Origin of the sequence: Ferruginivarius sediminum, from assembly GCF_003344765.1 — a bacterium.
Classification (GTDB): Bacteria; Pseudomonadota; Alphaproteobacteria; order Kiloniellales; family Rhodovibrionaceae; genus Ferruginivarius; species Ferruginivarius sediminum.
The window spans coordinates 1-17,054 of the sequence record NZ_QPMH01000035.1 but is presented as its reverse complement, the minus strand read 5'-3'; the positions used below and the strand labels follow the sequence as shown (position 1 = coordinate 17,054).

Here is a 17,054-nt window from a genome sequence, read left to right as displayed (position 1 = left end):
AGGTGGCGCTGACCGGCGACCGGCGCGCCCTGGTGGTGGCGACATCGCAGGCCGCGGCGGCGCAGCGGGCGCACGCGGCGGCCCTGGCGCAGGCGAGCGTCCGGGCGCGGGCGGCTGCAGCAGCTAACCGTCTGCTGGCCGGTTCGCTGGCGCTTGTCGGCGGGCCGGTCGGGGCGGCGGCGCTGGCCGTTGGCGGGCTTGTCTGGCTGGCCACGACGGCGGAGACGACGACAGAGGCGACGCGCAACCTGAAGAGCGCGTCGGACGCGGTCCAGGGCGTTCTGGATGGGCAGGCCGATGCTTCCGGCCGCGCGGCGAAGGCGGCGCGGGAACAGGGCATCGCCGCGCTGGAAGCCGCGCGCGCGGAAATCACGGCCATCGAGGAAGTGCAGGCGGCGCGCAAGCGGACCGCACCGGCCGGGTCGGTCGAGCCGGTGCCGAGCGTCTTCGACCGGCAACTCGCCCGCCTCAAGGCGAACATCGCGACCCTTGAATCCAAGCTGGGCGATCTGAAGGACCGCGAGAAGGAAGCGGGCAAGGCCGGCAGCGATGCCGGGGACGAAGTCGGCAAGGCGTTCAGCGAGTCGTCCAGCAGCGTTCGCGGCCTGATCGACGACTTCACGGACCTGGAGGAGCAGGCGGCCGTCCTGGCGGGCGCGAAGCCGCTGAAGGCCCTGGCGGCGACGCGCGATATCCAGGACGCGCGCGACATGATCGCGGACCTGTCCGACGAGGCGTTGGCGGGGCTGCGGGAGAAGCTGGACGAGCTCGGCATATCCGGCGAGACGCTGGAGGATCGCGTCGCGCGGCTTATCAAGCGCAAGCGTGACCTCGAAGACTCGATCGAAAGCACCGAGGACGCGCTGGAGCGCGAACGCAAGGCCGTGGACGAGGAAGCGGCGGCCTATGAGGACCTGTTCCTGCGCAAGGAAAAGGTCGCGGCGCAGAACGACAAGCTGCGCGGGCAGCGGCTGGACGAGCTGCACGAGCGGGAGAAGGAAGCGGCGAAGAAGGCCGCCGAGGAAATCGCGCGGCAGGCGGAGCGGGCGCAGGAACAGTTCGACCGGATCGTCGAGCGCAGCAGCTCTCGCATCGTCGACATCGGCGCCGACACGATCTTCGGCACCCTGCGCGGCGAAAGCCGGGACTTCTGGCAGGACTTCGAGGACCTGGCGCTTCGCACCTTCAGCCAGATCGCGGCCGAGGCGGCGCTGCGTCCGATCATCCAGCCGGTGGTTGCGAACGTAGTCGGCTCCGCGCCGGGGCTCTTCGGGCTTGGCAGCAACGGCAATGCCGGCGGCGGGGGTCTGCCCGGGGCTGTGGGCAATCTGGGGAACCTTGCCAGCGCGGCAGACTTTGCGGGTTTCGACCTGGGATTCAGCGGCATCGGCCAGAGCATCAATGCGTTCGGCGCGTCCATCGGCTTTGGCGGCAGCGCGGCGACGACCGGGGCAGCCTTCGCCGCGACGCCGGCAGCGGGGACGCCGCTGGCGATTGCGCCGGGTGCAAGCGCGGCGGCGCCTGGCGTGACGGCGGCAAGCGTTCCCGGGGCGGCGAACGCTGGCGCGCTTACCAGCGCCTCGCTGACGAGCACGCTGGGCGCCGCCGGCATCGGTGCCGCCGGGGGTGGAATCCTGGCGGACCTCGTCGGTCTGGACTCGACCGGGGGCAGCATCGGCGGCGGCCTTGGCGCAGGCATCGGCTTCGCTGTCGGCGGGCCGGTTGGCGGGATTGTCGGCGGTCTTGCCGGCTCGCTTGGCGGTGGGGCGCTGGGGGATCTGTTCGGCAAGTCGAAGCCGTCGCGGGCAATCGATCGGCGATTCGGCCTGCGCGACGGCCGTGTTGTGTTGACGGCAGCACCGTCGGACGAGGCTTCCGACGAACAGAAACGGGCCTTTAACCGCATCGCGGAGGTGGTCCCACAACAGATCAACCAGTTCGTCGAGGGCATCGGCGCGAGTTTGCGCGACATTCCCCGGATCATCATCGCGCAGACGCGTCGGTCGGGTACTCGTGTTGGCGTGGAAGGCGTGACCGGCATGCTGGAATCCAGCCGACACCGCGTCGGAAGCCTGGAAGAGGCGGTTGATTTCGCAATCCGCGAATCCCTGCAGCGCGCCGACTTCGGCGGGCTGTCACCGTTGACCCGCCGCGCCCTGCGCCGCTCGCTCAAGCTGCACGACGGCGACCTCAACGCGGTCCAGCAGGACGTGGCGTTTGCCCGCACCATCCAACAACTCAGCGACGCCGAGAAGTTCAGCGAGACCGAGTTGCAGATCCGTGCCATCAAGGAGCGGTTCGGCGAAATGATCGACCGGGCGAGAGAACTGGGGCTTGCGACCGGTGTCCTCAAGCGCGCCCGAGACGAAGAAATCGCGGCTATCCGCAAGCAGGCGGAGGCGACCGGGGACTTGGCTACCTCGCGCGAGCAGGAAACCGCGGCACGGCGCGCCGTGCGCGATCTGGGTGGCCTGCAGGACCTTGTGCAGAGCCTGCGCTTTGGGGAGTCGCCCGTGCTGACGCCCGAGCAGCAGTTGAGCCAGGCGCGCGCCGAATTCCAGGCGGCCATGGCGGCGGTCAACGACAACGAACCGGGTTCGCTGGCGGGCCTTGCCCAGGCGGGCACGGTGCTGCGCGACGAGCTGCGCGAACGCTTCGGCAGCGGCAGCGGCTTTGTCGACGGCGCCCGCGACATCGTCGAGGCCATCCAGCGGGTGACCAGCCGGTCGCAAGCCGAGCTGATCCAGCAGGCGCAGGTCGAGGCGACTGAACGGCAGACGGAGGTCCTGTCGCGCACGCTTGGCGAGGTGCGCGACGAGGTTGCCGCGTTGCGCCGCGATATCGGGGCCGACCGCTTGCGGCCGGCGCGCGTGGCATGACGGGCCTGCGCGTTCGCGGGAGCGGTCCGCACGGCGCGGCCCGCCCGGTGCTGCCGGATCCCCCGACCGGGGAACCGTCTTTTCTGACAGACGGTGGCGGGAACCTCGTCTGGCTGGCCGAGATAGAAGGGTACCGCGAGGGCGCGGTCGAGCTGACGTTCGATCATGGCCACGGTGCCCGGCCGCGCGGCGCGCTGTCGCGCGAGTTCGAGCCGCAGGAATCGACGCGGACATTCCGGGTGTCGAACAAGGGCTATGGCGCGGCGGCCGGGTCGCCAGTGGGCGAGGCGTTCTATGCGCCCTTGATTGCCACGGCGCCGACGGTGGAGCGGCGGGCGGCGCTTGACCCGCTGCGCACCAGTGTCGGCGCCGCGTGGGGCGAGATGGTACTGGCGAACCCGGTGGACGGGCAGGCAGGCATCTGGGATGCGACGGTGCGGGAGTACGCCGTCGACGGCTATCCGTTGCGCGTCCTGCTGGGCGCCAAGCGGTACGACCGGCAGCGGGGCCTTTGGTGCGACGAGCTGTATGAAACGTTCCGCACGGTCTTCGAGGGCGTGGCCGCGGACTGGTGGATTGCCGAGGACGGCGTGCATGTGGGTCTGCGTGACCGTTCCCACCTGTTGGAACGTCCGGTGCAGGACAGGCTTTACGCGGGCACCGGCGGCCTGGAGGGCACGCCGGACATGGCGGGCCTGCCGGTGCCGAAGCTGCGCGGCTCTGCCCTCAATGTGACGCCTGTCCTCGTCGATCCGGTCGCACGCATCTATCAGTACACTGATGGCCCGGGCGAGGTGTTGAACCTTTACGAGCGGGGCATCGACGCGTCGCAGGGCGGCATCGTGCGGCAAGGCGACACTGACGATCTGTATAGCGGGAGCACGGACGCGGGGAAGTTCCGCACCGACAACTCCCGGGGCCTGCTGCAGCTTGGCAGCCCGCCGACAGGCGCCATCACCATCGACTGCAAGGGGTCGTTTCCGAAGGCCGGCTACCAGGACACGCCGGCGTCCATCGCCCGCTTCCTGCTGAGCGAGGACCTGGGCCTCGGCGATGGGGCGCTGGATGTCTCCAGCTTTCTGGCCATCGATGCCGTGGCACCGTTCGAGGCCGGGCTTCACGTGCCGGCGGAGCCGATGGATGCGGTGGAAGCGTTGAGCCGGGTGCTGCGTTCCGTCGCCGCGACGCTTTTCATCGGGCGATCCGGGCGCCTGCGCGCGGCGCGAATTGCCCCGCCGTTCCGGGTGCCGGAGGCCACCTACACAGAGGCGCAGATCGTTTCGGCCCGGCCGCTGCGTCGTCCGGAGCCGCTGGATCCGGTCGTCGGTCGCTGGGCCGTCGGCTATGCGCGGAACCACACGGTGCAGGCAAGCGGATTGTCGGCGGCAGTGGACAGCGACCGGCGCGCGTTTCTGGCGAAGGCCTATCGCGAGGTGCCGTGGGTGTCGGCGGAGGTGCTGAACAAGCACCGGCGGCCCGCGACGCCTCCGCGTTTGGACACCATCCTGCTGAACCGGAGCGATGCGGCGGCGGTGGGAGAGCAGCTCGGCGCGCTGTGGGGGGCGGACGTTCGGCCCTGGGAACTGGAGATGGCCGTGCAGCCGCTGCGCCACGACCTCGGCGCGGCGATTGCCCTGGACTTTCCGCTGGGCGGCCTGCGGGGCGGCCGGCGGGCGGTCGTGGTGGGTGAGCGCATCCGGCCGGCGGACGGCAACAAAGTGACATTGCAGGTGCTGGCGTGAACAACAAGGCATTCATCGGCTTCGAGAACCACGTCGAGACGGGCGTCGTGTCGGCAGGTTCGCAATCGCCCGCATATCCGGCGCAGAACCTGCGGCGTCCGCAGGCGGCCTATGCGTGGCGCAGCGCGGGTACGACCTCCGACCATATCGATATCGACGCGGGTGTGGCGGCGGACTGGCAGCTTTTCTGCCTGATCAAGACGAACCTGACGCCCGCGGCGACGCTGCGCTGGACCGTCGGCACGGCCCAGGGTGCGGGGGATACGGCGGATGCCGGGACCATGAGCGCCGGGGTCGCGCCGGGATATGGCCAGTCCATCGTGGTTCTGGACGGCGTGGCCGTGGGGCGCTGGGCGCGGGTGCGGATCGACGATCCGGGCAATCCCGACGGCTATCTGGCGGTGGGGCTGGCCTATGCGGGTGTCGGGCGGCGGCCGCTGCGCAATCTTGCCTGGGGCTTCCAGTCCGGACGGGCGGGCAAGAACGTCGAGACGGAAACAAAGGGCGCGCAGAAATACTACGACCTGGGGCCGCAGCCCCGGGTGCTGCCCTTTCGCCTGCCGGCCCTAACGGAGAACGAGCGCTGGGGCTGGGCGGACGCCCTGGACATGCACGCGCGGCTGGGCGGCAACGTCCTGGTCATACCTCGACCCGGCAGCCCTCACGTCGGTCGCGAAGCCATTTACGGCACGCTCGAGGCGCCTTCCGGCGGCGGTCTCTTCACACATCGGCGGTTCGATCGCGTGGGCGTGGAGGTACGCGTGCGCGAGGCGGAGTAAGGAACAACACACATGGCATTCGCGGTCGGGAATCTGGTGCTGGAGCAGAGCAACGCACCGGGGGTAGGGGACTTCGTGCTGCAGGGACAAGTGGCAGGCCGGCAAACCTTCGCCGGTGCCATAGGGAACGGCAACACCACGTACTATTTCGCCGTTCAGAGCGACGGCCAGTTCGAGCGAGGCGAGACATCGGTGCAGGTGGGCGCAACGATTCGTCTGCCGCGCGAAACGGTGCGGGCAAACTCCAACGGGACCGTGGAGAAGATCGACTTTACCGGGCTCGTGACGGTCTACGTTGAGATTCCAGCGGAGCGCACCCCGTATCAGCGGCCAGACGGTACGTTCAATCTTTTGGAGGGTGTGTTTGCGAGAAAGGAGAGCGCCGGTGCGTTGGGCGGCGTCACCTCAATCAACGGCGGTCCGCTCGCTGGCTTCCGAAATGCAATAATCAACGGCGGCTTTGACATTTGGCAGCGGGGAACGAGCTTCTCTTCTACTGGATATACGGCAGATCGCTGGCAGGCGACATTAAGTACATCAGGTGCTTCGGGTAATGTGTCTCGCGAGGCGTTTGCTCCGGGGCAAGCCGATGTCCCTGGAAACCCTGAATACTTTTTCAGGCATACAAGGTCATCAGCAGCTACCAGTGATAACTCTGTTATTACGCAGCTCGTTGAAGGGGTCCGCGCGTTTGCCGGTCAGCAGGTTGTTCTGTCGTTTCACGCACGCGTGGAGTCCGGGACAAAAGCACTCTATCCCAAACTAATCCAAAACTTTGGAAGTGGCGGTTCTCCTAGCAGTAACGTTGTAGTGGTGGCCAATAGCGTAGATTTAACGGCCGATTGGCAGCGTTTCGAAATCCAATTCGATGTCCCATCTATCACAGGCAAATCGCTTGGAACGAACGGCGACGACAGCTTGCAAGTTGTATTGGTCGAGCAGGCCCCATACGAGACATGGACCGTAGATGTTGCACTTTTCCAGCTAGAACAAGGATCCGTCGCCACGCCGTTCGAGCAAAGGCCCATTCCCACGGAACGGGCACTGTGCCATCGGTATTACCTTCGAATGCACACGGCTCCAGGTTCATATGGGGTGGCAGCATTTTTTGCCAAAAGCGCTGCCTCGTTGCGAGGCTTCATTCCAGCTCCGGTAGAAATGCGAGCGGTTCCCGCGATGTCATTAACGGGTTGGACTTACACAGGGAGTGGTGGAAGCCTATCGATTGGGTCCCCTGGTGCAATCGTTGCTCAACCAAATGGTATGTACATCTTGGACAATGGAGTTTCTGGTGCCATAGCCAATGAGGTGTATGTCTTAACTAGCAATGCAAGCAATTTTCTAGAATTAGATGCAGAGTTGCAGTCATGACAATTGAAAGCGCTCACTACACTGACCCCGAACACACGCTCATTCAAGTTGAGGGTGTAATTGAAAACATCAAGAACCCTATCGTACCAGTGGAGCACAGGTTCCACCGGCGGATCATTGAGGAAGGCATTGAGATCGTGCCATGGCAGGGTTCTACACTTGCTCAGATCAAGACGAACGCAAAATTCGAGGTGGATCGGAAGGCTGAGGCCGCGAGAACCAGATTTCTGACGCCGGGCGACGGCCAGGCGCTGGAGTACGTGCAGACGCAGCGCGAAGCCTTGGACGCGGTCGCAGTTCTGGACGCTGGTGGGACCGTTGACCCGGCAGGCTATCCGATGCTGGAGGCGGAGCGGGCCGCCCGGTCGAATGCCGGCGTGAGGCAGGCGGACGGTAGCGCATACACCCTGGCCGACGTGGCCAGGGAGATCGTCGACGTCGACATTGCCGGATGGACGCCTGCGGGCGCGGAAATCAAGCGTATCCGCCGGACGGCCAAGCTGCGGATCGAGCAGGCTGCTGATGAGGCCGAGGTGCAGGCGGTGCTGGATGGGCTGAGTTGGCCGGAGCCGGCGACGGCTTAACGGGCAGGGGCGCTCTTGCGTGCCCTCTTGCTCAATCGCGACTCGGCCTCCTGAGAGCCGGTTTCCTCATGCTTGTCTTCGTCCGTCCCCATGCAACCCGCTCCATTCGAGTGGCTTGGCCGGGGCGGGGGATGGGTGCAGCAACACCCAGAGCCGCGAGCATACCCCTCGCACGACCGCAATCGGCCGATATGCGGCCGTCCCGCCACCTGCAGCCACAGGCGGCGGTAGAAAACACACACGGGTATGGAGTTGCAATACGATATCTGGCCGGTCCAACCGGTTGCACCTTACATCGGCGGCAAGCGCAATCTGGCAAAGCGCGTCGTCGCGCGCATCGAGGCGGTTCCGCACGACGGCTATGCGGAGCCGTTCGTGGGCATGGCGGGGGTGTTCTTCCGCCGGCGGCGGGCGCCGAAGGTCGAGGTCATCAACGACTATAACCAAGAGGTGGCGACGCTGTTCCGGGTGCTGCAGCGGCACTATGTCCCGTTCCTGGACATGCTGCGGTTCCAGCTTACGACGCGGCGCGAGTTCGAGCGGCTGCAGGTGACGGATCCGGGCACGCTGACGGACCTGGAGCGGGCGGCGCGGTTTCTCTACCTGCAGCGAACCGGGTTCGGCGGAAAGGTGGACGGGCGGACGTTCGGCCTTAGCAACGACAGGCCGGCGCGCTTCGACGTCGCCAAGCTGGCGCCGATGCTGGAGGACGTGCACGAGCGGTTGTCGGGCGTCGTCATCGAGTGTCTGGACTTTCGCGAGTTCCTGCGGCGGTACGACCGGGCGGGGATGCTGTTCTATCTGGACCCGCCGTATTGGGGCAGCGAGTCCGACTATGGCGAGGGGATGTTCCGGCGCCAGGATTTCCAGGAACTGGCGGCGGCGCTGCGCGGACTGAAGGGGCGGTTCCTGCTGTCCATCAACGACCGGCCGGAGCTGCGGGACATTTTCGACGGCCTCACCATGGAGAGCGTGGAGACGACCTATACCGTGGCAAAGGAAGGCGGCGGAAAGGCCGCGCCGGAGTTGCTGATATCGGGGCCATGATGCCCTGACGCCCTGCCTTCGGGCAGGGACTTTGCACGAGAGCATGAGGGTGGCCGCCGTTTCGGCGGCTTTTTTGTTGGCCGATGGCACGAGAGGGGAAGGCATGGCGGATCTGCCACCGGAGATGCGGGACATTCCCGAAAGCCTGCGGCAGGCGTTCAACGGGTCGGTGGCGACCTATGCCCTCTCGTGGCTAGGCCGGATGATGTGGCATGTGAGCGAGGTGCAGCGGGGCCGGCGGCGGTTCTTCTCGCTGCATCTCGTCTGGGAGGTCTTCACGGCCATCGCCATCGCGTATGTCGCCGAGGGGCTGGCGGTCTATTTCGGGCTGAGCGGGAAGCCGGCCCTCGGCGTCATCGTTGGCGTCTCGTATCTGGGACCGCGCGGCGTGGAGGCGCTGTTCGCCCGGTGTTACGGCGTGTCGCGCGGCGGGCGCGACGAGGGCAAGACGTCTTAGTTCAAGCGAAAATGGAGGCGCTTATGGAGCGGGTCGACATCCGTCACCCGTCAACGGGGAAGGTGTTGTTCGCGCACGAGGAACTGCAGTCGCCGGACACGGGCGAAGTGCGGCTGCATCCCGGCTTTGCCGACAATCTGGCCTACCTGCGGATGGTGTTCGGCAGGCCGATGGTGGTGACGAGCTGCTGCCGCAGCGCGGCGCACAACGCGGCCATCGGCGGGCATCCGCGGTCGCTGCACGTGCACGACCGGCCGAACCACGGGCTGGCGGGCGCGGCCGCCATCGACATCAGCGCGACGGACGGCGTGTACCGGCGGGAACTGCTGCGCCAGGCGCTTGACCTCGGCTGGGCCGTCGGGGTGTCGCGCAGTTTTCTGCATCTGGACCGGCGCGATCTGGTCGGCATGACGCCGATCGTCTTTGCCTATGGGGGGAAGTGAGCCATGGATTGGAAAGACGTTGGGGATGCCGTCCGCAAGGTCGCGGGCACGGCGGCGCCGCTGATCGGGACGGCGCTGGGCGGGCCGGCCGGCGGCGCGGTGGGCGGCCTGTTGGCCTCGGCGCTGGGCGTGGAGGCGGAGCCGGACAAGGTGCAGGCGGCCGTCCAGGCGGACCCGGAGGCGGCCCTAAAGCTGCGCGAGCTGGAGACGCGGCACCGGGAGAAGATCGAGTCCCTACACCTGGAGGCGGAGACGGCCCGGCAGGCGCAGATCAACAAGACCATGCGCGCGGAGGTCGGCAGCGAAGACGCCTATGTCCGCCGCTGGCGGCCGACTTTCGGCTATGCCGTGGCGGTCACGTGGACGGTGCAGATGGGCGGGGTGACCTGGGCCGTCGTCGTGAACCCGCAGTGGGCGGCGGAGATCATTACCGCGATGACGAGCCTGTCGGTCATCTGGAGCGTGGCGCTGTCGGTGCTGGGGATCAACGTGGCGAAGCGGTCGCGGGATAAGGAGGTGTTGGTGGGGCGGAAGGCGGAGAAGGGGGTGGTGGGAAAGATTGTGCAGAGGGTGCTTCCAAAATCAGGAGTGTCAAGTATAGGGGACGATACACATATGGAGTAGCTGAGTAAACTTGGGAAGGGGCTCGAGAAGGCAATCTCTATCGGGTTTGCTATACTGAGCCATAATACCTGCAAAGTCCGTACTACGGGAGAACACACGTTTTATATAGCCAGCTCCGCATAAGTCGCTTGACGAATGACGAAACTATTTTAGGCATTTCTCGGGGTTCTTAAACGCAGCGTACATTCCTATTCACAGATGGGCCTAAAGGCAAGAACAATATCGCCAATTGCTTAAGGTCATCCGCCCGCGGGAGAACTCGACTCAATAGATGATTTTTTGGATTCCACTAAGCTACGCCGTGCATGTCTCAGCACATCAGATTAGGATGCGGAACAATTTTTATAGCAGATAGGTACTAATCACGGCGATGTCTCTTTAGGGGTTCTCTTTGCGGTGCCCGGTTCCAGCAAACAGAGATAGACGCTCCGGATACGATGAGTTAATTCGTCAGAATGGCTGATACACGGACGCCCGAGCAACGTCGGCGAATTATGCAGGCTGTTCAGGGGAAGAATACCAAACCTGAGCTGACGGTGCGGCGATTTTTGCATCGAATGGGGTATCGTTACCGACTGCATCGTAAAGACCTTCCGGGTACCCCCGATCTTGTTTTTCCGAGTCAAAAAAAGGCGATCTTTGTGCACGGATGTTTTTGGCATCAACACGGTTGTAGGTACGGCCAGCCTCCGAAATCGCGTCGAGGGTATTGGATACCAAAACTGAAGCGGAATAAGCAGCGCGACTCGGAAAAGCTGGCGGAGCTCGAACGGGCTGGATGGAAGGCAATGGTTATCTGGGAATGCGAGATTCGCGGGGACCTTGAAGATACGGAAAACAGGCTCCTCGCGTTTTTGAACGGAGCAAGCGTTGACAACGCCGATCGACATGTAGAGAGACAAGAGGTGGAATGATACAAGACCGTAGGGGGCGCTTGGCCGATGGAGAGATATCGCCGTCCGGTAGGCATCGACCTTTTTGCCGGTGCCGGAGGAATGAGCCTTGGATTCGAGCGCGCTGGGTTTGACGTTGCTGCTGCCGTGGAGGTCGATCCAGTCCACTGCGCGACTCACGCGTTCAATTTTCCCGCCTGTAAGACGATCTGCCGGAGCGTAGCAAACATTTCCGGGAGCGAAATCAGAGACTTGGCAAGCATCGGTAACCAGGAAGTGGGAGTTGTTTTTGGAGGCGCCCCATGTCAGGGATTCTCACTCATAGGTAAGCGCGCTCTTGACGATCCGCGAAACTCACTTGTGTATCATTTTGTCCGACTGGTGGGGGAAATCCAACCTAGTTATTTCGTTTTCGAAAATGTTCGCGGTCTTACGGTGGGGGAGCATAAGAATTTTCTTGAAGAACTTATTAGCGCGTTCGCCAGGATTGAATACGACGTTGTAACACCATACGCCGTATTAAACGCTCGCAGCTATGGTGTTCCGCAAAACCGGCAGAGGTTGTTTCTTATGGGCGCGCGCCGAGATATGCCTCAACCAATCTATCCTCATTCTCTCGACAGTGTTGTAACAGTGCAAGAGGCGATTGGGGATTTGCCCGAAGCGGATGAATTTCTCGAACTTCGTACCCGGGACTGGACAAGAGCAGAGTTCAGTGTGCCATCATCGTATGCTCGGAAGCTTCGAGGAATAGCCAACGATGCCGACGATTATGGCTACAAGCGCGCGTACGACCCGTGTGTTCTGACGTCCAGCCTGCGAACCGCTCATACAGAAAAGTCTCGTCGGCGATTCGCTGCTACGCAATTTGGCAAGACTGAGCCGGTAAGCCGATTCTTTAAGCTTGATCCAAATGGGGTTTGCAATACGCTACGAGCCGGTACTGGCAGTGATCGGGGTGCGTTTACATCGCCCCGCCCCATCCATCCGTACACTCCGCGGTGCATTACCAATCGCGAGGCCGCACGGCTGCACTCCTACCCCGACTGGTTTCGGTTTCATGTGACGAAGTGGCACGGATTTAGACAGATCGGAAATTCGGTCCCGCCTCTGCTCGCCCAAGCTGTTGCGCGGCAAGTCATCCTCGCGCTTGGAGTAAAGCCCAAGCGGCCAAAGTGCGTTGTAGAGCTTGGTGATCCCGGGCTGTTGGAGTTCTCAATGGCCGACGCTGCCCGATACTACGGCGTACCCGATGACACTATCCCAAAGCGCGTGCGAAGCAGCAATACAAATGAGGCTGTTTATGCCTAATGCAGCGGGCGAAAATCGATATCAGGCTATTATAGAAAAGATATTCTTTGATCACTATTTTGAGGGTGCGTCGGAGCTACCGTTCAATCGCGAAGAAATATTATCGGCCGCACACACACTCAAAATAGAGCTTACGAAGAATCCGGGAGATGTCGTCTATTCTTTCCGATATCGGCGGCCGTTACCCGAGAGAATTCTGTCGACTCAGCCCGAAGGTATGGAATGGATTATCGAGGGCGTTGGGCGTGCTCGATACGTCTTCCGCCTTGTCAAACTAAACCGAATTCAGCCGAGACAAGAACTGGTTACGCGGAAGATTCCTGACGCGACTCCGGAAATTATCTCGGCATATGCTTTGAACGATGAACAGGCGCTCTTAGCTATCGTGCGGTATAACCGCCTAATTGATATTTTCCTTGGGCTCACGACGTATTCGCTCCAGAACCATTTGCGGACGACGCTAAGGCATGGGTCGCAAATTGAAATAGACGAAATTTACATCGGGCTTGATCGACAGGGTCATCATTATGTAATCCCAGTACAAGCAAAGGGTGGAAACGATCAGATTTCCGTTGTCCAAACGCGACAAGATATACAATGCTGCGCTGAAAAGTTTGAAGGAATTGTGTGTAGAGCTGTATCTGCCCAGTTTATGGATGGTAACAGAATCGCACTATTTGAGCTCGCCGTTGAGTCTGACGAAGTGAAAGTAGTCGATGAGCGTCACTATATACTTGTTCCCGCTTCTGAGATAAATGACAAAAAAACGATCTCCTAAAGTGTATTTTTTAACTTACATAATATAAGTTACCCTAGTTTTCTTATAATAAATAATATTGCTGAAATTTATGAATGCCTATGTAATTGTGCTGTCCCAGAACCGGCGTTGTGTTGTTGTGATGCGAGGTTGCGAGAATAGCGTGGTAGATCTGGGCTTGCTTCTTCAACAACCGGCGGGATACCTACAGTGGATTATCACCTATAGAAATACCTTCATACTTGGCGCCGTTCGGTTTCGGTGAGCGCCTCGACAATCTGGTAATCGGAATATTTAAGAATGTTCTCGGGCCCATGCCGAAGCTTTCCGCTTGCCATTTTTCAGTTCATGTTAAGACGTAAAAGCAACTGCAGGGCGTAGGATGGGGCAACGAACTCATGGGAGGGATTGCCTCGGGCCGGCAACTGTCTAGGCCGCGGACTCATAAACTCCGTAGCCGGATACGGATGGACGCCAGCTTAACGGCGGCGAGGTCGTTTTTCCGGCCGTTTGTCATAACGGGTGGCAATGCCGCGGAACTGCTTGAGCTTGTTGAAGAAGCGCTCGATCAGATTGCGCTGGCGATAGAGCCACTTGCTGAAAACGAAGGAGCCCTTGCGGTTCCGGCGCGGCGGGATGTTGGCCCAGGCGCCGGCCCTTTCCGCCATGCTCCGCACCGCATCGCTGTCGTAAGCCTCGTCCGCCAACAAAGCGGTGCCGTCCCGCAGATGCTCCGCCAAACCCTCGGCACCGATACCGTCATGGGCTTGGCCGGGTGACAGGCTTACCGTGATGGGCCGCCCCTCGGCATCGACCACGGCGTGGAGCTTCGTGGTCAGGCCCCCGCGGGAACGTCCCATGCCTCCATCATCGCTGCCCCCTTTTTGCCCGTCGCCCCGTGCTGGTGAACGCGGACGCAGGAGCTATCGATCATCACAATGTCGCCGTCATAGGCCTCGGCGACCGCCTCCAGAACTTGATCCCATATGCCGGCTTTCCGCCATCGGACGAACCGGTTGTAGCAAGTGGTGTGCGGGCCGTAACGCTCCGGGATGTCCCGCCAGGGCGAGCCCGTCCGGAACCGCCACAGGATGCCGTTCAGCACCCGCCGATCATCAACCCGCGGCACGCCCCGGGATTTGTTCGGCAGCAAGGGCTTGATGACCGACCACTCGAAATCGCTCAGCTCGTGTCGCCGCATGATCCAACCTCCTTCCCGGAGGTTGAATCACACCAGACCCCTCGCTGGGAATCCCGTTTATGAGTTCACGGCCTAGATAAGCAATCACAGTGCGCCCAACGGACGCTGAGAAATTATCACAAAAAATCAACGAGGTGCAGTCCATCCGACGGTTGGAAAAGTGGAGGGGCTTGCATCCAGTAGCTGCTTTGCAGACAATCGACTCTAAGGGGATTGGGGGGCATTGACGGGTGCGTCGAGTAGCCAGACGGCATGCGTCCAACGTAGCTGCTTCCATCTCCAGTGAGAGTGGAGTGAGAATCTGTGAGGAGATATGACAGTTCACAAAGCGGATGCGTCGCCGCCTAAAGAATTTTTTGTGAATATGATAACTAAAGATATCACTATTGAAGATGCAATACTCGACCTTCTAGATAATAGTCTTGATGGAGCCCGAAAGGTTTTGTATCAGAAAAATGGACAAAAGCCCGTAATTGATGATTATAATGGATTTGAAGCCCACCTTCATTTGGATAGTAATAACTTTAGTATTGAAGATAATTGTGGTGGGATAAGTATTTCTGATGCGATCGATTATGCGTTCCATTTTGGTAGACGCCCAGATGCTCCGGATGGCGAATATGCGATCGGAGTTTATGGCATTGGTATGAAACGAGCCATGTTTAAGATGGGTAGGGCAATTCATATTCACAGTTCCAACGAAAAAGAGGCCTTCACTTGTGACATTGATGTCGATCAATGGCTTGCTGAGCCAAATAATTGGGAAATAGAGCTGGAAGATGCAGCTTTAATCAAGGAGTCAGGAACGATAATAAAAGTATCACGGCTCCTTGATTCAGTTTCTGAAATTTATTCAGATATGACATTTATAAATGAATTAACGCGTATTGTTGCGCGTGATTATGCGGTTTTTCTTGATAAAGGGTTTAGAATATTTATAAATGGAGAAAAAGTTCATGGGTATAAATACGCTGTTAAAGAAAGTGACGACTTTGAACCGCACCGGTACTCTTATGAGGACGAGGGGGTCCAAGTTGAAATTTTGGCAGGTATGACTGCTTCTCCGCCTGATGAAATCGACCCGACGGAGCATGGGTTTGTGCGGACTGGTGCTGAATATTATGGATGGTTTGTCTTGTGTAATGATCGCGTTGTGCTAGCTGCTAACAAGAACGGTCGAACCGTCTGGGGAAATGGTGGTTTTCCCATTTGGCATCCGCAGTTTAACGGCTTCACGGGAATGGCAATCTTTCATTCAACTAATCCAAATGCTCTCCCGTGGACTACCACAAAGCGGGATGTAGATGAGTCTTCGCCAATATATAGGCGGGCTGTCGCCCAGATGAAGCGGGCCACAAAGCCCTGGATTGAGTACACGAACCAGCGGAAATCCGACATTGATGAGGCAAAAAGGCGGGAAGCTTCTGCAAAGGCGATCTCGCTGTTTTCAGTTAATAGAGACAGTGAATTCAAGTTGCCGAAATCGCCAGGTAGACCAAAATTGGCCACTATTTCTTATAAAAGGGAGCGTGACGAGGTTAGAAATGTTGCGAAGGCGCTTGGCAACGAGAATATGAGCTATAAAAATGTCGGTTCAAAAACGTTTGATTATTTTGTTGAAAACGAGTTGGAGGATTAACAGAATGAGTTCAACGGCAGACATTAATTATGCTATACGCCCAAATAAATGCATAGAGAGAAAATTATTTTTTGAGTTTCTTGCCGAATGCAAAGACATTTTCGAATTCCAAGAATATAGATATATTGGATTCGGTTCAACGTGGTTTGTTGACTTTGTTATGGCGCACAAGTATCTGAGGATTTCAGATATGCTTTCCATTGAGAAGAGTAAAAAAATTTGTGATCGCGCTAAATTCAACAAACCGTATGGCTGCGTCAAGATTATTCTCGGAAACAGTAGTGATGTATTACCGACAGTTCGGGTTGAAGAGAAACCCGTGATTGCGTGGCTGGATTATGAAGATTCTATAAATGGGCCGGTGTTTTCCGATGTGGAAGAACTGTGTCGCCGGATGAAGAGTGGAAGTATGCTTGTTGTGACACTTAACGCACATAAAGGGAGCATTCCTCATAAGGATAGGGACGGCAACGAATTTCAAAGCGAGGAAGATAAGCTCCGATTTTATGCGGGTGACCTGGTGCCTCCGAAATTGCGTACGAAGGACCTACAGATGAAGAGGTTCCCTCAGGTTTTGGCATCGATGATCCTTCAGCATGTGCGGACGTGTGCAAGGTACGCTGGCAGGACAGATGTAACTATACCTATTTTGAACGTGAAGTATCGAGATAACGCGCCGATGATGAGTGTTGCCGTTGCATTTGTTTCGCGGGACGTTGCATGCAAGGTCGATAAGCGCAGTCGTGACATAGGATTTTGCGACTGGCGTGATGCCGAGAAGCAGGCAGAGATTGCGGCACCCTCGCTTACATTCCGGGAAAAATCCGCGCTGGACCAGCTATTACCCTGCAATACCGCGCCGACCGGAGAGCAAGTAAAGGCACTTGGATTCAGCCTTCCTGATGCTGAAATTCAGGAATATCACCGTTTTTATCGGCACTATCCGGTGTATGGGGAAGTGGGTATTTGATATATCAAGCGAATATTCTAATAAAGTTTTTTCGAAGTGAGATTCGGCAATCGTAAATCTGAAAACGTTAGGTTTGCGTTTAAAATACATTACTCAAATAAATACTATGGTGCGATTACCATTTCGGTGCGTGCCAGATACGCACTTTCCCGATAGCGCCAATACATCACACCCAAGCAAAGAAAACTGACGTTATCGTCGGACTGCATTGGCGGTAGCGCTCCCCCGCTACCAACGAAGAAATGCCGTAAGCGGCCGGCCAAGACCGCCCTCCTGCGATCGCTGGATGCCGCGGAAATTGGCGAGCTCAGGCGGCCGCTGGCTGCCAATTCCACGGCAGCAGATCGTCCAGCCGCT

General features: G+C 59.7%; 13 protein-coding genes and 2 pseudogenes. 14 read left to right on the top strand and 1 reads right to left on the bottom strand.

Annotated elements, in window-relative coordinates; translation table 11 throughout:
* The 12 genes and pseudogenes from DRB17_RS20380 to DRB17_RS19190 all read left to right on the top strand — a co-directional run.
* Positions 1-2,879: pseudogene (locus DRB17_RS20380) on the top strand (hypothetical protein); the annotation flags it as partial.
* Positions 2,876-4,621, top strand: coding sequence for a hypothetical protein (locus DRB17_RS19235; RefSeq protein ID WP_114583858.1), 1,746 nt, complete (start codon positions 2,876-2,878; stop codon positions 4,619-4,621). The pseudogene DRB17_RS20380 and the gene DRB17_RS19235, both read left to right, overlap by 4 nt.
* The gene (locus tag DRB17_RS19230) at positions 4,618-5,400 is read left to right on the top strand and encodes a hypothetical protein (RefSeq protein WP_114583857.1); all 783 of its coding nucleotides are present in this window, start codon (positions 4,618-4,620) and stop codon (positions 5,398-5,400) included. The genes DRB17_RS19235 and DRB17_RS19230 overlap by 4 nt, the downstream gene beginning before the upstream one ends.
* A 12-nt stretch (positions 5,401-5,412) precedes the next feature.
* A complete protein-coding gene (locus DRB17_RS20090; RefSeq protein WP_147274970.1) occupies positions 5,413-6,771 on the top strand; it encodes a hypothetical protein in 1,359 nt (452 codons plus the stop codon).
* The gene (locus DRB17_RS19225; RefSeq protein WP_114583856.1) at positions 6,768-7,355 is read left to right on the top strand and encodes a hypothetical protein; all 588 of its coding nucleotides are present in this window, start codon (positions 6,768-6,770) and stop codon (positions 7,353-7,355) included. Before DRB17_RS20090 ends, DRB17_RS19225 begins: the two co-directional genes overlap by 4 nt.
* Positions 7,356-7,601: 246 nt before the next feature.
* The gene (locus tag DRB17_RS19220) at positions 7,602-8,402 is read left to right on the top strand and encodes a DNA adenine methylase (protein ID WP_114583855.1); all 801 of its coding nucleotides are present in this window, start codon (positions 7,602-7,604) and stop codon (positions 8,400-8,402) included.
* Between the two features lie 103 nt (positions 8,403-8,505).
* Positions 8,506-8,859, top strand: coding sequence for a phage holin family protein (locus DRB17_RS19215; RefSeq protein ID WP_161958901.1), 354 nt, complete (start codon positions 8,506-8,508; stop codon positions 8,857-8,859).
* Positions 8,860-8,882: 23 nt separating this feature from the next.
* On the top strand, positions 8,883-9,302 hold the full coding sequence (locus DRB17_RS19210) for a D-Ala-D-Ala carboxypeptidase family metallohydrolase (protein ID WP_161958900.1): 420 nt from the start codon (positions 8,883-8,885) through the stop codon (positions 9,300-9,302).
* A 3-nt stretch (positions 9,303-9,305) separates the two neighbouring features.
* On the top strand, positions 9,306-9,926 hold the full coding sequence (locus DRB17_RS19205; protein ID WP_114583852.1) for a 3TM-type holin: 621 nt from the start codon (positions 9,306-9,308) through the stop codon (positions 9,924-9,926).
* 455 nt (positions 9,927-10,381) lie between these two features.
* Positions 10,382-10,840, top strand: a complete 459-nt coding sequence (locus DRB17_RS19200) for a very short patch repair endonuclease (protein ID WP_114583851.1) — start codon at positions 10,382-10,384, stop codon at positions 10,838-10,840.
* Between the two features lie 27 nt (positions 10,841-10,867).
* On the top strand, positions 10,868-12,130 hold the full coding sequence (locus DRB17_RS19195) for a DNA cytosine methyltransferase (protein WP_114583850.1): 1,263 nt from the start codon (positions 10,868-10,870) through the stop codon (positions 12,128-12,130).
* A complete protein-coding gene (locus DRB17_RS19190; RefSeq protein WP_114583849.1) occupies positions 12,123-12,908 on the top strand; it encodes an endonuclease in 786 nt (261 codons plus the stop codon). Before DRB17_RS19195 ends, DRB17_RS19190 begins: the two co-directional genes overlap by 8 nt.
* Positions 12,909-13,366: 458 nt before the next feature.
* Here the strand turns inward: DRB17_RS19190 and DRB17_RS19185 are convergent.
* Positions 13,367-14,088: pseudogene (locus tag DRB17_RS19185) on the bottom strand (IS5 family transposase).
* Between the two features lie 313 nt (positions 14,089-14,401).
* On the opposite strand from DRB17_RS19185, the gene DRB17_RS19180 reads away from it, so the two are divergent.
* Together DRB17_RS19180 and DRB17_RS20085 are read left to right on the top strand one after the other, a co-directional pair.
* The gene (locus DRB17_RS19180) at positions 14,402-15,727 is read left to right on the top strand and encodes an ATP-binding protein (RefSeq protein WP_114583848.1); all 1,326 of its coding nucleotides are present in this window, start codon (positions 14,402-14,404) and stop codon (positions 15,725-15,727) included.
* 4 nt (positions 15,728-15,731) lie between these two features.
* Positions 15,732-16,697, top strand: a complete 966-nt coding sequence (locus DRB17_RS20085) for an O-methyltransferase (RefSeq protein ID WP_147274969.1) — start codon at positions 15,732-15,734, stop codon at positions 16,695-16,697.
* Positions 16,698-17,054: the final 357 nt, after the last annotated feature.